This is a genomic window from Desulfomicrobium aestuarii (genome assembly GCF_055385525.1).
Map to the genome: position 1 here is coordinate 1393471 of NZ_AP042427.1, position 17424 is coordinate 1410894.

General features: G+C 60.4%; 11 protein-coding genes. 6 read left to right on the top strand and 5 right to left on the bottom strand.

Translation table 11 applies throughout. The features are described 5' to 3' along the window. Positions 1 to 5 precede the first annotated feature (5 nt). The 5 genes from ACZ5AC_RS06390 to ACZ5AC_RS06410 form a co-directional block, all read right to left on the bottom strand. On the bottom strand, positions 6 to 842 hold the full coding sequence (locus ACZ5AC_RS06390) for a PEP-CTERM sorting domain-containing protein (protein WP_464250118.1): 837 nt from the start codon (positions 840 to 842) through the stop codon (positions 6 to 8). Between the two features lie 251 nt (positions 843 to 1093). After that, on the bottom strand, positions 1094 to 3397 hold the full coding sequence (locus tag ACZ5AC_RS06395; protein WP_464250119.1) for an efflux RND transporter permease subunit: 2304 nt from the start codon (positions 3395 to 3397) through the stop codon (positions 1094 to 1096). A 160-nt stretch (positions 3398 to 3557) separates the two neighbouring features. After that, on the bottom strand, positions 3558 to 4433 hold the full coding sequence (locus ACZ5AC_RS06400) for an N-acyl amino acid synthase FeeM domain-containing protein (RefSeq protein WP_464250120.1): 876 nt from the start codon (positions 4431 to 4433) through the stop codon (positions 3558 to 3560). An 85-nt stretch (positions 4434 to 4518) separates the two neighbouring features. Then, a complete protein-coding gene (locus tag ACZ5AC_RS06405; protein ID WP_464250121.1) occupies positions 4519 to 6405 on the bottom strand; it encodes a DUF1302 family protein in 1887 nt (628 codons plus the stop codon). A gap of 364 nt (positions 6406 to 6769) precedes the next feature. Further along, complete coding sequence (locus tag ACZ5AC_RS06410) at positions 6770 to 7555, bottom strand: outer membrane lipoprotein-sorting protein (protein ID WP_464250122.1); 786 nt, start codon at positions 7553 to 7555, stop codon at positions 6770 to 6772. Positions 7556 to 8452: 897 nt separating this feature from the next. Between ACZ5AC_RS06410 and prsT the strand changes: the two genes are divergently transcribed. The 6 genes from prsT (at position 8453) to ACZ5AC_RS06440 (ending at position 17414) form a co-directional block, all read left to right on the top strand. Next, positions 8453 to 11107: an XrtA/PEP-CTERM system TPR-repeat protein PrsT gene (gene prsT / locus ACZ5AC_RS06415; protein WP_464250123.1), complete on the top strand. Its 2655-nt coding sequence runs from the start codon at positions 8453 to 8455 to the stop codon at positions 11105 to 11107. 210 nt (positions 11108 to 11317) lie between these two features. Then, positions 11318 to 12691, top strand: a complete 1374-nt coding sequence (locus tag ACZ5AC_RS06420; protein WP_464250124.1) for a TIGR03013 family XrtA/PEP-CTERM system glycosyltransferase — start codon at positions 11318 to 11320, stop codon at positions 12689 to 12691. A gap of 2 nt (positions 12692 to 12693) precedes the next feature. Further along, positions 12694 to 13539 (top strand): polysaccharide biosynthesis/export family protein, encoded by an 846-nt coding sequence (locus tag ACZ5AC_RS06425; RefSeq protein ID WP_464250125.1) that lies wholly within the window; start codon positions 12694 to 12696, stop codon positions 13537 to 13539. A gap of 180 nt (positions 13540 to 13719) precedes the next feature. Next, positions 13720 to 15189, top strand: coding sequence for an XrtA system polysaccharide chain length determinant (locus tag ACZ5AC_RS06430; RefSeq protein ID WP_464250126.1), 1470 nt, complete (start codon positions 13720 to 13722; stop codon positions 15187 to 15189). A gap of 120 nt (positions 15190 to 15309) precedes the next feature. Then, positions 15310 to 16164 carry an XrtA-associated tyrosine autokinase gene (locus ACZ5AC_RS06435; protein WP_464250127.1) on the top strand — a complete coding sequence of 285 codons (855 nt, stop codon included), beginning with the start codon at positions 15310 to 15312 and terminating at the stop codon, positions 16162 to 16164. A gap of 2 nt (positions 16165 to 16166) precedes the next feature. Further along, positions 16167 to 17414, top strand: coding sequence for an XrtA/PEP-CTERM system-associated ATPase (locus ACZ5AC_RS06440; protein WP_464250128.1), 1248 nt, complete (start codon positions 16167 to 16169; stop codon positions 17412 to 17414). Positions 17415 to 17424: the final 10 nt, after the last annotated feature.

The following is a 17424-nucleotide window of genomic DNA, read 5'->3' on the forward strand; positions in this document are numbered from 1 at the left end:
GTGATTCAGTTCTTGCGGCGGGTTACGGCACCCAGTCCGAGGAGGCCGATGCCGAGCAGAAGCATGGTGCTGGGTTCGGGAGTGGCTACAACTGCAGGGTCAGTGCTGATAAAGCTCCAAAGGCCTGCGCCTGGTTCATTAGTGTCAATATTTTTGATCTTCGCGTCGCCGTAGAAGTTCACGAAATCATTGTAAAGGTCTTCGCTCGGGTCATTGATGAGCTGAAGCCCACCAACAGACCCCGCGACTAAGTTGAGCCCATAGTAGGAGCTGCCAATTTCTACGCCGTTGCCCTGAGGGATAATTGCGGGGGCGTTGCTCCACCAGTACCCTTCATCGATAGAAAGACTCATCCATAAGCTGCCGTCAGTTGCGTCAGCAACGGTGGAAGAAACTGTGGCGCCGAGTCCGAAATTGATATCTGTTGCAGATTCAAACCATTTCAGGACGACACCTGCTGCCAAGTCATCGTCAGTGATCACGCCAAAACCATAATCGTCAGTATCGGGAGCGGCAAACACAATTCTGTTAGATTCTTCGATAATGTCCGCAATCTGAGTGTAAAAAAATCCCTGGAGATATTGCTGATTGATAACAGGCGCCCAGTCGGTTGCTTGGCCTGTGGCCGAAAAATCGATTCTGTTGATGCTCGCGATGCCTATGAAATAGTCACCGATTTCAACAGCATTCTGGTTGGTGTTCCCTTCCCCTTTGATAAGATTTTCCCAGTTGGAGAAGTAAATGTCGTTCTGTCCGGCGCCCAACGTTGCCAAGGCCCAAGCATTTCCTGCAAGGAGGAAAACTAAAAGGGCCACCGTAAAAAGTTTAGTTAATCGAAGCATAATTTCCTCCAGAATAAAGGTTTTGCTGGATAAAAAGCATTATCTGTGCCATGTTCTAATAATTTGATATGATTCATAAAAATGAACTAACGTTCGTTCTCCCCCCGGGGGGTGTAAAGACTGTCGACAAGATTTGAGGAAGCCCTGACCTAGGTAATGATTTGATCGAAAGTTTCAAAAGCAAGTTTCAAGACGAGTGCCTGTCGATGGAGGGGCGTTCGGAAGGAATGACATAACTATTTAAGAATATGTTACATCGAGTTTTGATGATGGAGTAATCGTATGGAGAGCATCAATGCCGGCAAAACTATAATGTCCCCGATCCAGGCTGTGATCATGATCAGAGCGCTCAGCCCCCCAAAATTCATAGTGGGGGTGAAATTGCTCAAAATCAGCACTCCAAAGCCGATGGTCAGAATGACCGAGGTCGCCGTCAGGGCCACTCCTTTTTCCATGGTCACCTGATGAAGCGCATCTCGGACTTGGATATTCTTCGCGCGTTTGCGGTTGTATTCCGTCAGAAAATGTATCGTGTCGTCCACGGCAATCCCCAGCGCCACAACGGAAATGAGCGCCGTGGCCGTGTTCAGCGGTATGCCCAGTGCGCCCATGATCCCAAAGTTGAGGGCGATGGGGAAGATGTTGGGGATGATGCTCAGGGCACCGGTGGCAAAGGAGCGCAAGGCCAGGAACATGATGAGGAAGATCACGGCCGCGGCCATGGCCAGGCTCTGGACCTGGCCCCAGACCAGGGCGTCGATGGTGTTGACGTCCTGCACGGCGCGGCCGGTGATGCGGATTTCCAGACCGCCCGCGTCCATGCCTGCGATGAAGGCGCGCAAATCCTCGATGATCTTGGCCTGACCTGCCGAGCTGTGCTCGGAGATGCGGACCAGGACGCGGGCGTGATCATACGTCGCCGTGATGAAATCCTCGATGTCGTCGGAATCGTAGAGAAGCAGGTACTGGGAGACCATCTCGCGGCTGTCGGGCAGGGCGTGGAATGTCGGGTCTTGGTTGTGGAAGGCCTGGTTCATGTCCTTGAGGAAATCGACGAAGGACATGGTGCGGTCCACTCCGGCCAGTGTCCCGGCATGGGCTTGCAGGCGTTCGATGACGCGCAGCGCGGCCGGGTCGCGGAAGGTGTCGGGAGAAGGCGCCTTGATGGATATGTCAAGAGATCCGACACCACTGAGTCGAGATTCGACAAAATCCAGGTCCTGGCGCAGAGGGGTGGTGGATTTGAAGAACTCCAGGAGGTTTGTCTCGACTTTGATGCCCATGGCCTGCCATACGGAAATGCCCATCAGCAGGGCCGTGGCGACGCAGATGGAACGGGGGCGGCGCTGGACGAAATCGGAGAGGGTTTTCAGCGGCGTGGTGAATGCCGTGCCATGTCGTTCGTGGGTGAAAACGCTCTCGGGTCTGCAGCGCAGCAACAGCGGCGGCAGCAGGAGAAAGGAGAACAGGAACTCGAAGACCATGCCCAGGGACGCCGTGTAGGCGAAGTCCCTGATGGGCGGGATGTCGCTCACGACCAGGGAGATGAACCCCACGGCCGTGGTCAGGCTGCACAGAAAACTCGGGGTGATGATCCGTTGCAGAACTGTCCCGAGGGCTTCCGCAGGACTGTTCGAACTTTCGAGCAGATCCCGGTCCAGATGAGCGAAAATGTGCACCACGTCCGACAGCGCCATGGCCATGATCAGCGGCGGGACGATGGTCGTGATGTTGTTCAGGGTGATGCCGAGGAGCGGGAAGGCGCCCATGGTCGCCCCCGTGCAGACGGAGATGTTGATCACGGCCAGCAGCGTCAGACGCAGATTGCGGAACACCAGCCAGACGGTCAGGGTCACGAACAGGTAGCACAGGGGGATGAACACGGACACGTCGGCCTTCATGTAATGGCTGAGCCCATAATTGGTCACGGTCCATCCGGCGAGTCGGAATGAATCGACCAAGCCCCTGTGCTTGTCCAGCACGGCTTCGGTTTTTTCCAGAAGATGCTTGCGGAATCCCCCGTCTGCAGAGGACATGTCTGGAAAGACGGCAATGGCAGTGGTCTTCCCGTCGGCCGAGATGAGGTTTCCGGCGTAGAGTCCCTCTCCCAGCGCCTGTTCCTTCAGGGTTCGCAGACCGTCGGCGGTATCCGGGATTCTCTCCAGAAACGGGCGCACCTCGAAATAGTCTTCCTCTCCGTGCACATAGTCCACATTGGACAGACTCTGCACTTTGCGAATCTCGGGGAATGCCTCAAGTTCCAGCGTGATGTCCGCGATCATGCGCAGCAGGGGCGGCGTGAAGAGATCCGGGCTGGAGAAGGCGATGATGAAGAACTCGTCGTCCCCGAAAGTGCCCTTGATCGTTTGGTGGAAGGCCACGTCCGGGTCGCCTTCGACAGTGAAGTAGTCGACATTGTCCACGGTCTTGACGCGCGGAAGTTGGACCATGAATGGCGCCGCCAGGAGCAGGCTGAAGATCAGGCACAGGCCTGGCCTCGCCGTGGCCAGGCGGGCGAGGGTCGCCAGTGGTGAGAATGAGGGATGCTTTGTCATGCGGGCGTCGCTCCTGCCGAGTGTCGGTTGTGGGCTCACGGTTTCGAAAGCCGGGTCCGAAAGACATGCAAGGAGCGTACAGGAGCTGACGCCGAAGAACAACGGATATGGGGATTTTCCGGGAAGTTAGCGCAGGGTCAGAGGCTGGGACCGGCCGGGTTCAGGCCGGATCGAAACACACGTCCGGGTACAGGTGGGCGATGATGTTGCGGCACTGCGGCGTGAGGGCATGCAATACCGACGCGCTGTCGGCAAGAAAGCGCCGAGCGAGTTTGGAATCCAAAGGGTTGAGTCGGCAGGTTCCGCAGGCGTTACCGTCAAGTGCGTTCCGAAGACTGTCGCAGATGGAGATTCCTTGGCCTGCATAGGCGTCAGCCAGTTCTTCGGGCCCCACGCGGAGTGTGTCGCCCTTGCCGAATCTGCAGCGGGCTTCGCGTACCGCGACGCGCAGGGCTACGGCTGGCGCATTGACGCGGGCGTAGTGGCGCTCCTCCCCGAAGATTTCAAAGCCGAACAGCTTCATGTACAGCCTGACATGCCGCGGGTTGACCATGATGCAGATGTCATCGACATCCTGGAACAGGCTGTGGGCGTAGACCAGGGTGACGAAGTGCCTGATGCGGTCTCTGGAAAACCTGTTTCTGTCGGATGCCAGGGACGAGATTTCGAGTATTCTTCTGTGTTGATTGCGCAACTCGTCGAGCTCTATCCGGAAAATGTCGTCCATGGGCAGGCCGAAGGCTCCACTGTCGCGCACGGACGTGGCTGTGGACAGCGCTTCGCCTTCGGAAAAGGCCAGAAATACGGTTGTCGTCGGGAGCAGGTGGTATTTTGTGAACAGGAGGCGGCTGGAGTTCTCGGCCACGTACCCCGCCCGGAGGTATTCATGGTACAGGAGGTGGAAGGCCTGAATCAGCTCGTTGCCCGAGTCGGCGATTTTGAAGACATATCCTGACGGGGTTATGTCATGTCCGTCATGGTATGAGGGCGCGGTCGGTTTGGAAGGCCTCAGCTGTGCCTGGCCGGATGGTATCATGAAGGCTCCGCATTATGTGATCGATACGCCGGGCTAGTCCAGACTCGTGCGGAATGCAATAGTGAAAGGGCCTCATGGTTCCGGCTCAAAACCGGTACGTGGCCTGCAAAAAAACTTGGTCGTTGTCGCGATAGCGGCCGAAGAGGGAATCCCGGGGGCCGAAGAAGAGGTTCGTCCCGAGGGAGAGCTCGAGGTTTTTGAAATAGGTCAGGATGGCCTCGGGGGTAAGGAAGGAACCCCCGTCCTGGATGTCCACGGCGTAGCGCAGTTTGAGCATGAAGTTGCCGCGCCAGAATTCCTTGTTCAGCTCACCGTTCAGGTAGAAGTTGTCCCGTTTCAGGAAAAGGGTGTCCTCGTCGTATTCAAACAGGTGCTGGTGCGAGAGCTGGACGTTGGCGTACCAGTCGGCCTCGCCGATGTAGTCGAGACCGACGACCCAGTACGAGACCGGGGGCGAGACGGGGTCGAAGTCCTCGGTGTTGACGGACTGGAGGTCGGAGTAGGCCGCTTCGCCGCGGAAGCCGAATTTTTCCAGGGTGGTCTCGAACTCGAAGCCGAAGATGTTCTGCCGCCCGTAGTCGGCCTGCAGGGTCGGACCCTTGGGGTTGAAGGGGTCCATGCGCAGACGCGGAGTTTTTTCGGTGGCCTGCAGCCAGCTCACGGCCAGATCCCAGCCGGCGATGGTGGCTGCGGCCCGCAGACCGTAGTCCGAATTGTCCAGGCTCTTGCCGGGCTCGTCCTTGTCGATGCGCAGACCCGTGTCCTCCACGCCCAGCAGGGCCCAGGTGTTGCCCGTCCAGTCGTATTCGTTTTCCCTGAAGAAGGGGATGAAGACCGCCTCCAGGGCGATTGCCCCCAAGGGGCCGGCGTCCCTCGGGAAGACCCGGGCCCGGGTCATCCAGTTGGGGAGTTTGCGCTCTTCAAGATCCGGGATGAAAAACTCGCGCATGTCCTGGGGGTTCAGGTTGTCCAAGGGGCTGATCTGGTCCGTCTTGCCCCATCGCACGATCTGCCGGCCCGCGCGCAACTCCCACCCGGGAGCGGCGTGGTGGACGTAGGCCTCGAAGAGGTCCAGGTCGTGGTCGTCGTCCGACGGGTCCGGGCCGAAACCGAGATAATCTGACTGGGCCGAAGCCAGCAGGTACGTGCCCGATGCGTCGCGGACCTCGTTGGCGGGCAGGGGGGGCATCCACTTGCCCTCGACGCGCACGGTGTTGCGGAAACCGCGTGCCTGTTCGGGGTATTCGTCCTCGACAAGCTCCTGCGAGGCCTTGGCCGCGAGGAAGCCCGAGAGCTCGAAGTCGCCCCAGGGGGAGGGCGTTGCGGCCGGTTGCTCAGCGGATTTGGTTTGCCCGAACAGGATGATCTTGTTGCCGGAAGGTTTCGCGGCTTCACTGGCGGATGGCGCAGCATCTGCCTGGGGAGTGGAGGCGGCCACGGAGCTGCCACCCGGCTGGCTGGCCTCTTGCGCAGGGGCGCTGACAGGTGACGCAAGGTCCTGGTCGGCCGGGGAGATGCTGATGACGATTTGGTGCCCGCCGCGTCCGGCCGAGTCCGGCCTGGATTCGAGGCGGTGCGTGACGTCCGCCTTCAGGTCGAAGACCACGCGGACTGTCCGCGGATCGTGTTGGGCGGCGCGAACGCCATGGATCAGTGCAAGGCCGCCCGCGAGGCTGCGCGTTCCGCCGGCCAGCCGGGCCGGACTCATGTCGAGAACGAGCCGGGCGGGTTCCTTGAGCAGGAAAGTGCGCATTACGTCCGGTTTGCGTGACACGGATATGGTCAGTGCCAGGGGGCCCGGCCCGGTTGTCGTTTCGAGGTCGGTGACCAGAAGAGGTTGGCCCGCTCTGGCGGGTAGTATGGAAAGGACGAGCAATGCCAGACAAATGAGTGCGCTCCGGACCATGTACGCGGGCCGGGCGGGGAAGACCCTGAGGGGCGGTGGAGAGGGCGGGTGTTGGTGTCGTGGCATTTTCGAACGTATGTTGAATGTATGGATCACTCAATGAAAATTCGGCAGTTTGCTGGAAATCTTTAGCAAAATTCCATGGATCGAAGCAATCGCGCTTCTGGGGGACGCTTGTGACGATCGTTGCTTCGAGGGGACTCTCTTTTCTCGATGGTGTCTTGGCTGATTTGTGGACTGGATGAATTTGGTGGACTGGGTTGACGCCGTCGCATTTTTGGCGATGCATTATTCGGCCAAGCCGCTCCCAGAGCCGTTCTAAACCCGTTCCGGCAAGGCGAGAATCGGTTTTGACAGCGGTGTGGCCGCCTACATGAGCCCGTCAAATTCGGGGAGCAACGCAGCCCGGAACGGATTTTTCCACGCCCCCCTACCAGTTTTCGAGGGACTGTACGGAGAATGCGCTTTCATCCACGCCCGTGTTGTACTTGATTTCGTTCGTCGTCAGCATCGTCTTGTGACCGCTCTCCAAGTCCTCCATGACCACCCTGGTCTCCGTCCAGATATTCTGGATGTTCTCCAGTTGCAGCACCGTGTAGCGTTTCACCGGCTCAGCGTCTTTGCTGAAAAAGTCCACGCGCAGAGGAAGCGGCATGTCCTTGGCCACCCAGGCGCGGACCATCGTGTACTGGGACTGCGCCTCGGGCTTGGGACGACTCTCCAGAATCCAGCAGGCCACGCCTTCGACGGTGTCCTCGCCGGTGACGGCGTGCTCCGAGTCGTCGACGGGGCGGCGTTCCATGTCCTCGAAGGTGAAATCGGTGTTGACGAAGCTTCGCCCCTTCTGGTCGGCCACGATGCGGCGGGAGCGCTTCAGGGCCGGCAGGTAGAGGAACTGCTCGGTGCCGCCCTGTCCGTCTTCGAGGGCCAAGAAGCCCGTTCCCGCGATGTCCGCCGGAGCGGTGAAGCGCAGCAGACTGCGGCGCAGCCCTCCACGGTCCGCGCCTGTCACGGTGAGCTCACGGACGCGCGGCTGGCCCGAGGAGGGAATGAGCTCCATGGTCTGTCGGCAGGTCATGTCGTCGCCGACATCGCGGTCGTGGATTTTCTGGGCCACCTCGCGGCCTGAAGGCAGTCCCTGCGCGGCGAGGGGAAGGGAGAGAGAAAGAAGGATGACCGCCGCGGTCAAGGAGGCGTGCAGGAGTCTGTTTCGCATGGCTACTCTCCGGTATGTTCGGTGATTCCGAGGCTGTTTTCATTTTCAGTAAATAACGATGAGTGTCAACGTGGGGATCAAAATCTATGCGGCTGTTCGTCTTCAAAATTTTCAGGTCACCCTCCAGTATCGGCTGTAAGTTTTTCCGACATCGGGAGTGCAAAAATTGACACCCATTCTGTGTCAATTTGCAACAGATATGGGGCTCGTCATCCTGCATAGAGGGGGAGTATGAGTTGATAGCTCATACTAAAGTATGAGAAATGTCGTCTTACGGAAATAGATGTGCGTTCGTGAGAAATATTGAGTCGAGACGATTCCGCGTCTTACGCACGAATCCGTCATGGTCCGAAAACACCCCATTTTTATTATCAAAATTTGTCCAACATGAGAGATGAGAATGGCACTTATGCCATGGTGATGGGAAGGAGAAAAGTGTCCTACATCATAAATTATCTCATTTTCATGCTACCTATTTTTATGCGAAGGGGTTACGTATAAAAAATAGGTACCATCATGTACGAAAAGCAAATGTTGATTGGAATTGTCGGAAAATAATGCTTCGGACTTATGGATTCAGCAGAGTCCTTGCGAATGGAGTTGCGTCCGGACCGGCCGGACAAGTCCGGTTCGAGTGGACAAAAAAAAGTGTCATTCTCGTGCGGTGGATGTTGTGAGCTTTGTAACTGCTGAAATTCATGGCATAATTTTTTCGCGACACGTTGGCATGAATATGGCTTTTCATTGCACTTTCCATGCAGAATTGAATAGGCATTGGTGAGTTCCGGATCGGGCCGTTCACGATCCAGTCGCCTGTGCTCCTGGAACCAGGCAAACGCACTGTCGAATTTTGGCAAATATGAACCGTCTCCAGGTCAGATTCCCTGAGGAGGATGCATGTCTCGTTTTACGATTGTGCTGGTGGCGCTGTTGGTAGTTACCTTCATTGCCGGATGCAAAGGGCATACCAAGGAATCGTTGAATGCCGAAGGGCAGACGCTGCTCCAACAGGGCAACTACAACGGCGCCATTGTCCACTTCAAGAACGCTCTGGAGAAGGATCCAAACTTTGTCGAGGCCCGCTACAATCTCGGTGTTGCCTACGTCGAAACGGGCAAGCTCGACCAGGCCGAGCGCGAGTTCCAGAAGGTCCAGCTCCAGAACCCGCACGACGCCCGCGTCGTTTTCCAGCAGGCGCGCATCGCCAACTTCCAGAACAAGCCGGCCGTGGCCGTGCCCCTTCTCGACAGCTACCTCAAGGAACATCCGGACGACGCCGCAGCCATGGAGCAGTTGGCCTTCTCGGCCACCATCGCCGGAGATCCGGCCAGCGCCAGGACGCATTTGGAGAAGGCCCTGGCCATCGAGCCCGACCGCGTCTCAGCCAAGCTGGCCCTGATCCACAACTTCATGACCCAGGGCGATCGCGGCAACGCCAGGAAGGTCATCGATACCCTTCTGGCCAAGGATCCGCAAAACCGTCCGGCCCTGCACGCACTGGCACAGCTCGAGGCCCAGGAGCGCGACCCCGAAGGGATGCTCGATGTCTACGCCCGCATCTCCTCCATCTATCCTTCCGACCTCTTTGCCCGCTACAAGGAAGGGAGTCTGCTCATCGACCAGGGGCAGGGCGATGCCGTGAAGGCATCGGCCGAGGCCATGATCAAGGAATTCCCGAACAAGGCCGAGGGCTATCGGCTTCTGGGCCTGTACCACCTCCGCACCGGCAAATACGAAGAGGCCGTTACGCAGCTTTCCAAATCCCTGCGCATTCAGCCCGACCTGGAAACCTACTATCTGATGGGCCTGGCCTATTATTACATCGGCAATCTGGAGATGGCCGTGACCCAATTCCAGACAGTCCTCGACTATGCGCCGGGATTCATCCAGGCCAGGGTCATGCAGGGCGAGATATTTCTGCGCCAGGGCCGCGGCGCAGAGGCCCTCGTTGTGGGCGACAAGATGATCGAAGCAAGCCCCGAGGATTTCCGCGGGCACGCCCTGAAGGGCGACGCCCTGCTCCTGACCGGCAAACCGAGGGAAACCCTGGTCGAGTACGCAGCGGCCAGGAAACTTGCCCCCACCCATTACGGTCTCATGCTCAAGAACGGACTGCTCAAGCTTTCCATGGGTGAAGCCGACGGCGAGCAGGATCTGCAGGAGGCCCTGAAGGTTTCTCCCCAGGGCCTCGATGCCCGCCTGGCCCTGCACGCCTACTATCTGCGCAACGGGCGCGGCGAAGAGGCCCAGAAGGTGCTGACGGACGGACTGACGGGCGGCAAGACCGACGCCGTGCTCTTCAACGCGCTGGCCAAGGCCGCCCTGGGCCGCAGGGACGCGGCCGGAGCCGACGACTACCTGACCAAGGCCCGCGCCGCCGACCAGTCCTTCCTGCAGACCTACTACAACACGGCCACCTTCCGCCTGGCCCAGGGCAAGCCCGACGAGGCCGTGGCCCAGTACGATCTGGCCCTGGGCGTCAAGCCCGACGACGTGCGCGCCCTGACGGCCTCGGCGGCGGTTCTCGACAAGCAGGGCAAGCCCGACGAGGCCCGCATACGCCTGGAAAAGGCGCGGGCCACGGGTGACCTGGGCGCCGCACTGATGCTTGCGGCCTTTCTGCAACAGCACGGGCAGAGCGACACGGCCCTGAAGGTTCTCGACGAGGAGCTGACCAAGGCGCCGACGAATCTCGGTCTGGTCCAGGCCAAGGCGCGCCTGCACATCGCCCGCAAGGAGACTGACAAGGCCATGTCCCTCTACGGCCAGCTCGAGGCCGCCGACCCCTGGGCCGGCACCATGGAGCGCACGCGAGCCTGGATGGCCCTGGGCGAGGTGGGCAAGGCCGAAGACAGCGCGCGTCGACTCATTCAGCTGAGCCCGAAGAAGGCCCAGTCCTATCTGCCCCTTGCCGCCATCCTCGAGGCCCGCAAGGACCGGGCCGCCGCGGAGGCGGAACTGCGCAAGGCCATGGCAGCCGAGCCGAAGAATCCGAGTGTCGGGGTACTTCTGGGCGAGTTTCAGATGCGCGGCCGCGAACTGGACAAGGCTCTGCAGTCTTTCGATGCGGTTCTCGCCTACGCCCCGACCGATGCCCAGGCCCTGACGGGCAAGGGCATGGTCGTGCAGCTGAACGGGAACAAGGACGAGGCGGCCAAGCTGTATCTCCAGGCCGTGCAGGCCCAGCATGATCACGTCCCGGCCCTGAACAACCTGGCCATGCTCTGGGCGGACAACGAGACGACGCGCCTGCAGGCCGTGAACCTGGCCATGGCCGCCTTCATCCGGGCCAATTCGAACCCCTCGGTCATCGACACCCTGGGCTACACCCTGATTCGCAGCGACCGCGCCGAGGAAGCCCTCAAGGTCCTGGAAAGGGCCCTGGTCCTGGCCCCGGGCAACCCGGTCATCATGTATCATCAGGCCCTGGCCCTGATGGCGCTGGACCGCAAGGCCGAGGCCCTGGCCACCCTGGAACAGGCATTGGCGGGAGGGGAGTTCGAGGAGAGGGCGAATGCGGAGAAATTGTTCGAGGCACTCAAAAACGGATGACGAAGGAGCGGATTTCTCAGCAATGCCTTTGCCTGTCCGCACAACGATGAGAGGCAAGAAAGACATCGATTGCCACGCTTCGCCTGCAATGAGGATCTTGATGATGCGTCAGTGCGCGAAACCTTCGAAGCAGCAATCTTTTTGACAAGAAATTGGGCAGCGCGCATCCCCGACCGGGTTATTCACCGGTCTCGCAGCGGGAGGTTCATTATGGCTACCTTGGTACTCAGAAATCTGGCTCATGACCTGATGTGGGCGTTGCTGGCCCTTGCGGCGTCGCTGGCCATCCTCGCGCCGTCCTTCACGGGAATGGGTTCGGGCCTGAATCTCTGGCACGATCTCGGCGGGTTTCTGGTCGTCACGGTCCTGCCGTCCGTGGCGGTCTGGTCCGTCTTCGGCATCAGAGGCCTCAAGACCAAGGTGTCCACGGCCCTGTGCTGCCAGACCATCGTGACGACGCTGTCCATGGCCATCTTCTACGTCCTGAACAACCAGCATCACATTTCGGGCGGCCAGTCCCAGATCGTGTTTTTGGGTTTTTCCGTCTTCGCCGGCCTGAAGGTCTTCGAATTTCTGTTCGTCAAATTCTACCATGCCCTCATGGGGACGGGAAAGCGTGTCCTCGTCGTGGGTGACGGCCTTCAGGCGGAACTTATGGAGGAGTTCGTGGCCGCCCGCCATGGGCGCTACGTCCTTCTGGGACGAGTCAGCTGCCCCTCGACTCAAGGTGGCCTGGAGAACCATGACGACCCGGGACAGGACGTCGTCAAGACCGGACGTCTTCTCCGGCTCGCCCAAAACTTCATGGCCGACAAGATTGTCGTGTCCCTGGCCGAACGGCGCGGCTTCTTTCCCGTCGAGGAACTCCTGAGCTGCAAGCTGGCCGGCATCGAGGTCGTGGACGCGCCCTCCTTCTACGAGACGGCCACCCACAAACTGCTCATCGAGGACATCACGCCGAGCTGGTTCATCTTCAGCCACGGCTTCAGGGTCACCTGGCTGCTGCGTCTGTGCAAGCGGAGCATGGACATCGTTGCCTCCCTGGCGGGGCTCACCTTCTTTCTGCCCGCCATTCCCTTCATCATCCTTGCCATAAAGCTCGATTCCCCTGGGCCCGTACTCTTCCGCCAGACGAGGGTGGGGCAGGGCGATCGGCTGTTCACGCTCATGAAGTTCCGTTCCATGCGCCAGGATGCCGAGGCCCGCACCGGCGCGGTCTGGTCCCAGGAGAACGACCCGCGCATCACCCGGGTCGGCAATTTCCTGCGCCGCAGTCGGCTGGACGAGATTCCGCAACTCCTGAACATCCTGCGCGGCGACATGTCCCTGGTCGGTCCGCGGCCCGAGCGGCCGGAGTTCGTGGGCGAGCTGAAGAAGAGGATTCCGTACTACTCCGAGCGCCATTACGTGAAGCCGGGCCTGACGGGCTGGGCACAGGTCTGCTTCCCGTACGGCTCGTCCGTCGAGGACGCCATCGAAAAGCTGCGTTACGATCTGTATTACATCAAAAATATTTCGATCTTTCTTGATATCTACATTATTTTCAAAACGTTCACCATCGTCCTGTTGGGTAAAGGGAGGTAGAAATGATTTCTCTGCGCATCATCAACACGTTGTGTCTGAAAAGTATCGTCGTCATGCAGTGCCTGGTGCTGGCCGCGGCCGCACTCTTCGCGGGTCAGGCGCTTGCGGACAGCGACTATGTGATCGGCGCGGGAGACCGCGTGCAGGTCTTCGTCTGGGGCGAGCCCGAGTTGAGTGTCTCGGCCCTGGTCCGGCCCGACGGGCGCATCTCCCTGCCAGGCGCCGGCGAACTCATGGCCGAAGGACAGACTTCCGTGGCCCTGCAGGACGAGATCACCAAACGTCTCACAGCCCTGGTCAAGGATCCGCGCGTGACCGTGTCCCTGGCCGACATCGTCAACAACAAGGTCTACATCATCGGCGGCGGCGTGCCCACGGGCGTGTTCGAGCTGAAACAGAAGACCTCGCTGCTGCAGCTTCTGGCCGGCATGGACCTTACCCGCGCCGATCTGCACGGAGCCCATGTCATGCGCGACGGCGCGCGTCTGGACCGGGATTTCGACAGCCTCCTGCACAAGGGCGACGTGGGCCAGGACCTGGATCTGCGGCACAACGACATCATCTTCTTCCCGGCCCTGCCCGAACCCTATGTGTATGTTCTGGGCGCCGTGACTGCTCCGCGCTCCCTGCCGTTCAAGGACGGCATGACGGTCCTGGATGCCGTGGTCGAGTGCGGCGGCTTCACCAAGTTTGCCGACCGGAACAAGACGGTCCTGGTCCGCCGGGAGAACGGCGCGGAGAAGCGCATCACGGTCAGGGCCGCCGACCTGGTGGAGGGAAAGGATTTGTCCCAGAACATCGTGCTGCAGCGCGGGGACTATCTCATCGCGAATGAATCCTTCTTTTAGGGCGAACGTCTGAGCGCCATTCCGGACTGCGTTGCTGCTTCCGTTTTGAATGGCTCATGTAGACGGCTACACTTCACCTCCAAAACGGCCTTGCGCCTTGCCAGAATGGCTCTCAGGCGTTCGCCGAGGATGGGAAGATGGAGCATATTTACTCAACGTTCCATCCCCGAAGGGAGACCAATGAACCACGAACTGTATCTGGAACTTGAACGCTACATCCGTCTGTTGCTGCGCCGCAAGCGGCTGCTCGTCCTTGTCACGCTGCTGGTCATGACGGTGGGGTTTGCCGTCAGTTACGTCCTGCCCAAGAAGTACGAGGCCGAATCCACGGTCTTCATCGAGCAGAGCGTCATTTCCGACCTGGTCAAGGGCATCGCCATCACGCCGTCCATGGAGGCAAAGATCAGGGTCCTTTCGGTTTCCATGCTCAGCCGCGAGGCCCTGACCAAGGTCCTTCGCATCCTGGACAAGGACGTTTTCTACCCGACCGACGCGGCCCTCGAGGCCTACCTGGAGGAACTGCGGAATCGGATCGACATCAAACTCGACGAGAAGATGGGCGTCTTCTTCATCTCCTTCACGGATTCCGACCCGCACTTCGCCCGCGACCTCGTCAATACCGTCACACGGGTCTACATCGAGTCCAACACGGCCTCCAAACGCGACGAGTCACTGGAGGCCACGCGATTCCTGGCCGACCAGATCGAGAGCTTCAAGAAACGCATCGACGCCGTGGATGCGGAAATCAACGCCTACAAAGCCGAGCACGGCATGCAGCTGGCCGTGGACGAGACCATGATCCGCTTCGAGGTCGCCGAAGCCGAAAAGAAGCTGGAAGACATCCGCGGCCGCCGCTTCGAACTGGAGACCCAGCAGCGCCTGCTGCCGGGCGGAGGCCGTGGCAATCCCCTTGCCGACATGGAGCGCCAGCTGACGGCCCTGCGGACCTCCTACACCGAGAGCCACCCCAAGGTCGTGCGCCTGAAGGGTGAAATCGAGGCCCTGCGGGCCAATCCGACCCCGGCATCAGCTTCCGGCGGGCAGACCGCCATGGCCCGCGGGATGATCCAGGCCGAACTGGAGGCCAACAAGCTTCAGGAAGAGTCGCAGCTCAAGACCATCGAGGACAAACGGCAGCTCCTGCGCGAACTGCCGACCATCCGCGCCGGCCTCAACGATCTGCTGGGCAAGAAAGAGAACGAGTCCCAGATCTACAGCCAGCTCGTGACCCGTTACGGTCAGTCCGAGGTGTCCAAGCAGATGGAGATGGAGAACAAGGCCGTGACGTTTCGCATCGTGGACCCGGCCGTGCTGCCCGAAAAGTTCGTCAGCCCGAGGCGGCCCCTGATCATGGCCGGCAGCCTCGTGGCAGGACTTGGCGCGGGCATGGCCCTCATCATCCTGCCGTACCTCATGGGCGGGGCGGTCAAGAGTCTGGAAGAACTGCGTGTCCTCAACCAGCGCGTCCTGGCCGTTGTGCCGGCCATCCCCAAGCCGGCAGAGGAGCTGGCCCGCCAGAAAGCCGACCGCGTCTTTCTGGCCGGCGCCTTGGCCTACTTTTCGGTCCTTGTGGCGGTGGCCGTGCTGGAGGTTCTCGGGAAGACGCAGATAGAGCAACTCTTTGAAGGCGTGAAATCATTCATACTGTAAATATTTCCTGGAGGCTGTTCAAAAATCATTCTGGCAAGGAATGCATGAAACCTCAAAAATTCATGCAGCGACGCGCCCAGAAGGAGTATTTCAACAGTTTCCTCCCAATAAGGGAGCCTCATGAGCAGAATTGAAGAAGCATTGGCCAAGGCCGCCGGTCTGCAGCCCGGCCCTGCCGCGCAGCGGGCGCCGCACTCGAGTCCTTCCGCCGACGCCGTGTCCGCCATCCCGGGCAACGGTTCCGGTCCGGCGCGCGCGCCCATGGCCGCGGCCCAGGCGGCCGTGCGCCTGCCCGAGGAGACCATGGTCGTGGTCAACCAGCCCCTGTCTCCCGTGGCCGAGGAGTTCCGCAAGCTGAAGGAGGCCCTGGTCAAGATGACCCGACGCGAACGGTTCGACAATCTCATCGCCGTGACCAGCGCCACCGTGGGGGAGGGCAAGAGCATGACGGCAGTGAACCTGGCCGCCAGCCTGGCCTGGGAGTTCGACCACACCGTGCTCCTGGTGGACGCGGACCTGCGTCGGCCGTCGGTGCACAAGTACCTGGCCCTGGAACAGCACAAAGGGCTCTCGGACTGCCTGCGCGAGGGGCTCGACGTGGGCGACGTGCTGGTGCGCACGGACATCGGCAAGCTGACGGTTCTGCCTGCGGGCACGCCCGTGGCCAATCCGGTCGAGCTGTTCACCTCCGAGTCCATGCGTCTGCTTTTTCAGGAGCTCAAGCACCGCTACCCGGACCGCTACATCATCGTCGACACCCCGCCGGTCCTGCCCTTTGCCGAGACGCGTTCCGTGGCCGGCATGGCGGACGGTGTGCTGCTGGTGGTCAGGGAAGGGCAGCCGAGCATCGCCCAGATCGAGGACGCCATCGAGGCCCTGGGCGGCAACGTTTTGGGCATCGTCTACAACGGCGCCCAGTCCCAAGCCCGGGCCTCCTATTATTCGTACTACGGCCGTTACGGCGAGGCGGAATAAGCGTGTACACCTCGTTCTTCGGGCTGCGCGAAAAGCCCTTCGACCTCCTGCCCAACCCGGACTTCCTGTTTCCGAGCCGGGCGCACAGGCGGGCCCTGACCTACCTGACTCACGGCATCAGGGAGAGGGCTGGTTTCATCCTGCTGACGGGAGAAGTGGGGTCGGGCAAGACCACGCTGATCCGCAACATGATCCGCTCCCAACTCAGGGACAGCGTGTTGGCCAAGGTCTTCAACACACGCGTGGACTCCCTGCAGCTGCTCATGCAGATCAACGCCGACTTCGGTCTGGAAACCGAAGGGAAGGACAAGGCGACGCTGCTCAAGGATCTGAACGACTTCCTCATCGAGCAGTACGCCAGGCGCCGCCAGTCCGTCCTGATCATCGACGAGGCCCAGAACCTGTCGTCCGAGATCCTGGAGGAGGTGCGCATGCTCTCCAACCTGGAGACGGACCGCGACAAGCTCCTGCAGATCATCCTCGTAGGCCAGCCCGAGCTGCGCGACATCCTGTCCGCGCCGGGCCTCATGCAGCTGCGCCAGCGCATCCAGATCAACTGCCACCTGCAGCCCCTGTCGACGGCAGAAGTGCGCGAATACATCGCCTTCCGCCTGGAGAAGGCCGGCAATCGGGACGCTCTCGACTTTTCGGACGAGGCCGTTGAGGCCATCGCCGCGTACAGCCGGGGCATCCCGCGTCTGATCAACATACTCTGCGATTACATCATGATCGACGCCTACTCGGCCCAGACCACGGCCATCGACGGCAGGACCGTGCACGAGCTGGCCGCGGACCTGTCCTTCGAGTCCAACTATTGGGACGGTGCCGCCGCGAAGGGCGGGAACGGTTCTGCCGCAACGGCTCCGAAGGCGAACGGGTCCGGCGGGAATGGCGCTGCCGCGGACGGCCCGGTTTCCGGCGGCGCATCGTCCGGCGAGGACGTGCAGTCCAACGTGGAGGCCGTGACCAAAGCCGTCTCGGGCCAGGCCAAGATCCTGAGCGTCATCGGCTCCCTGAACAAGCGCCTGGAGTCCCTGGAGTACATGCCCGTATGGGATCACGCGGCCGTGCTGGACCTGCGCGAGCGCATGGACAAGCTGGAGATGCAGAATGAGGCCATGGTTCGGGAGCTGTGGGTCGCGCTGCGCCAACTGCGGTCGGACATCGCCCTCAGGGACGAGCCGAAACCGGCTGAAACCATCGCGGCTCCCAAAAAAGGCGGACTCTGGAAATTTCTCTGGGGAGAGTGATCTTCCCGTA

What these genes read in the sequence shown, in the direction of transcription:
- ACZ5AC_RS06395 (WP_464250119.1), bottom strand. Translation starts at nt 3,397, where the DNA reads ATGACAAAGCATCCCTCATTCTCACCACTGGCGACCCTCGCCCGCCTG.
- ACZ5AC_RS06430 (WP_464250126.1), top strand. Translation starts at nt 13,720, where the DNA reads ATGAACCACGAACTGTATCTGGAACTTGAACGCTACATCCGTCTGTTG.
- ACZ5AC_RS06400 (WP_464250120.1), bottom strand. Translation starts at nt 4,433, where the DNA reads ATGATACCATCCGGCCAGGCACAGCTGAGGCCTTCCAAACCGACCGCG.
- ACZ5AC_RS06435 (WP_464250127.1), top strand. Translation starts at nt 15,310, where the DNA reads ATGAGCAGAATTGAAGAAGCATTGGCCAAGGCCGCCGGTCTGCAGCCC.
- ACZ5AC_RS06405 (WP_464250121.1), bottom strand. Translation starts at nt 6,405, where the DNA reads ATGCCACGACACCAACACCCGCCCTCTCCACCGCCCCTCAGGGTCTTC.
- prsT (WP_464250123.1), top strand. Translation starts at nt 8,453, where the DNA reads ATGTCTCGTTTTACGATTGTGCTGGTGGCGCTGTTGGTAGTTACCTTC.
- ACZ5AC_RS06390 (WP_464250118.1), bottom strand. Translation starts at nt 842, where the DNA reads ATGCTTCGATTAACTAAACTTTTTACGGTGGCCCTTTTAGTTTTCCTC.
- ACZ5AC_RS06420 (WP_464250124.1), top strand. Translation starts at nt 11,318, where the DNA reads ATGGCTACCTTGGTACTCAGAAATCTGGCTCATGACCTGATGTGGGCG.
- ACZ5AC_RS06410 (WP_464250122.1), bottom strand. Translation starts at nt 7,555, where the DNA reads ATGCGAAACAGACTCCTGCACGCCTCCTTGACCGCGGCGGTCATCCTT.
- ACZ5AC_RS06425 (WP_464250125.1), top strand. Translation starts at nt 12,694, where the DNA reads ATGATTTCTCTGCGCATCATCAACACGTTGTGTCTGAAAAGTATCGTC.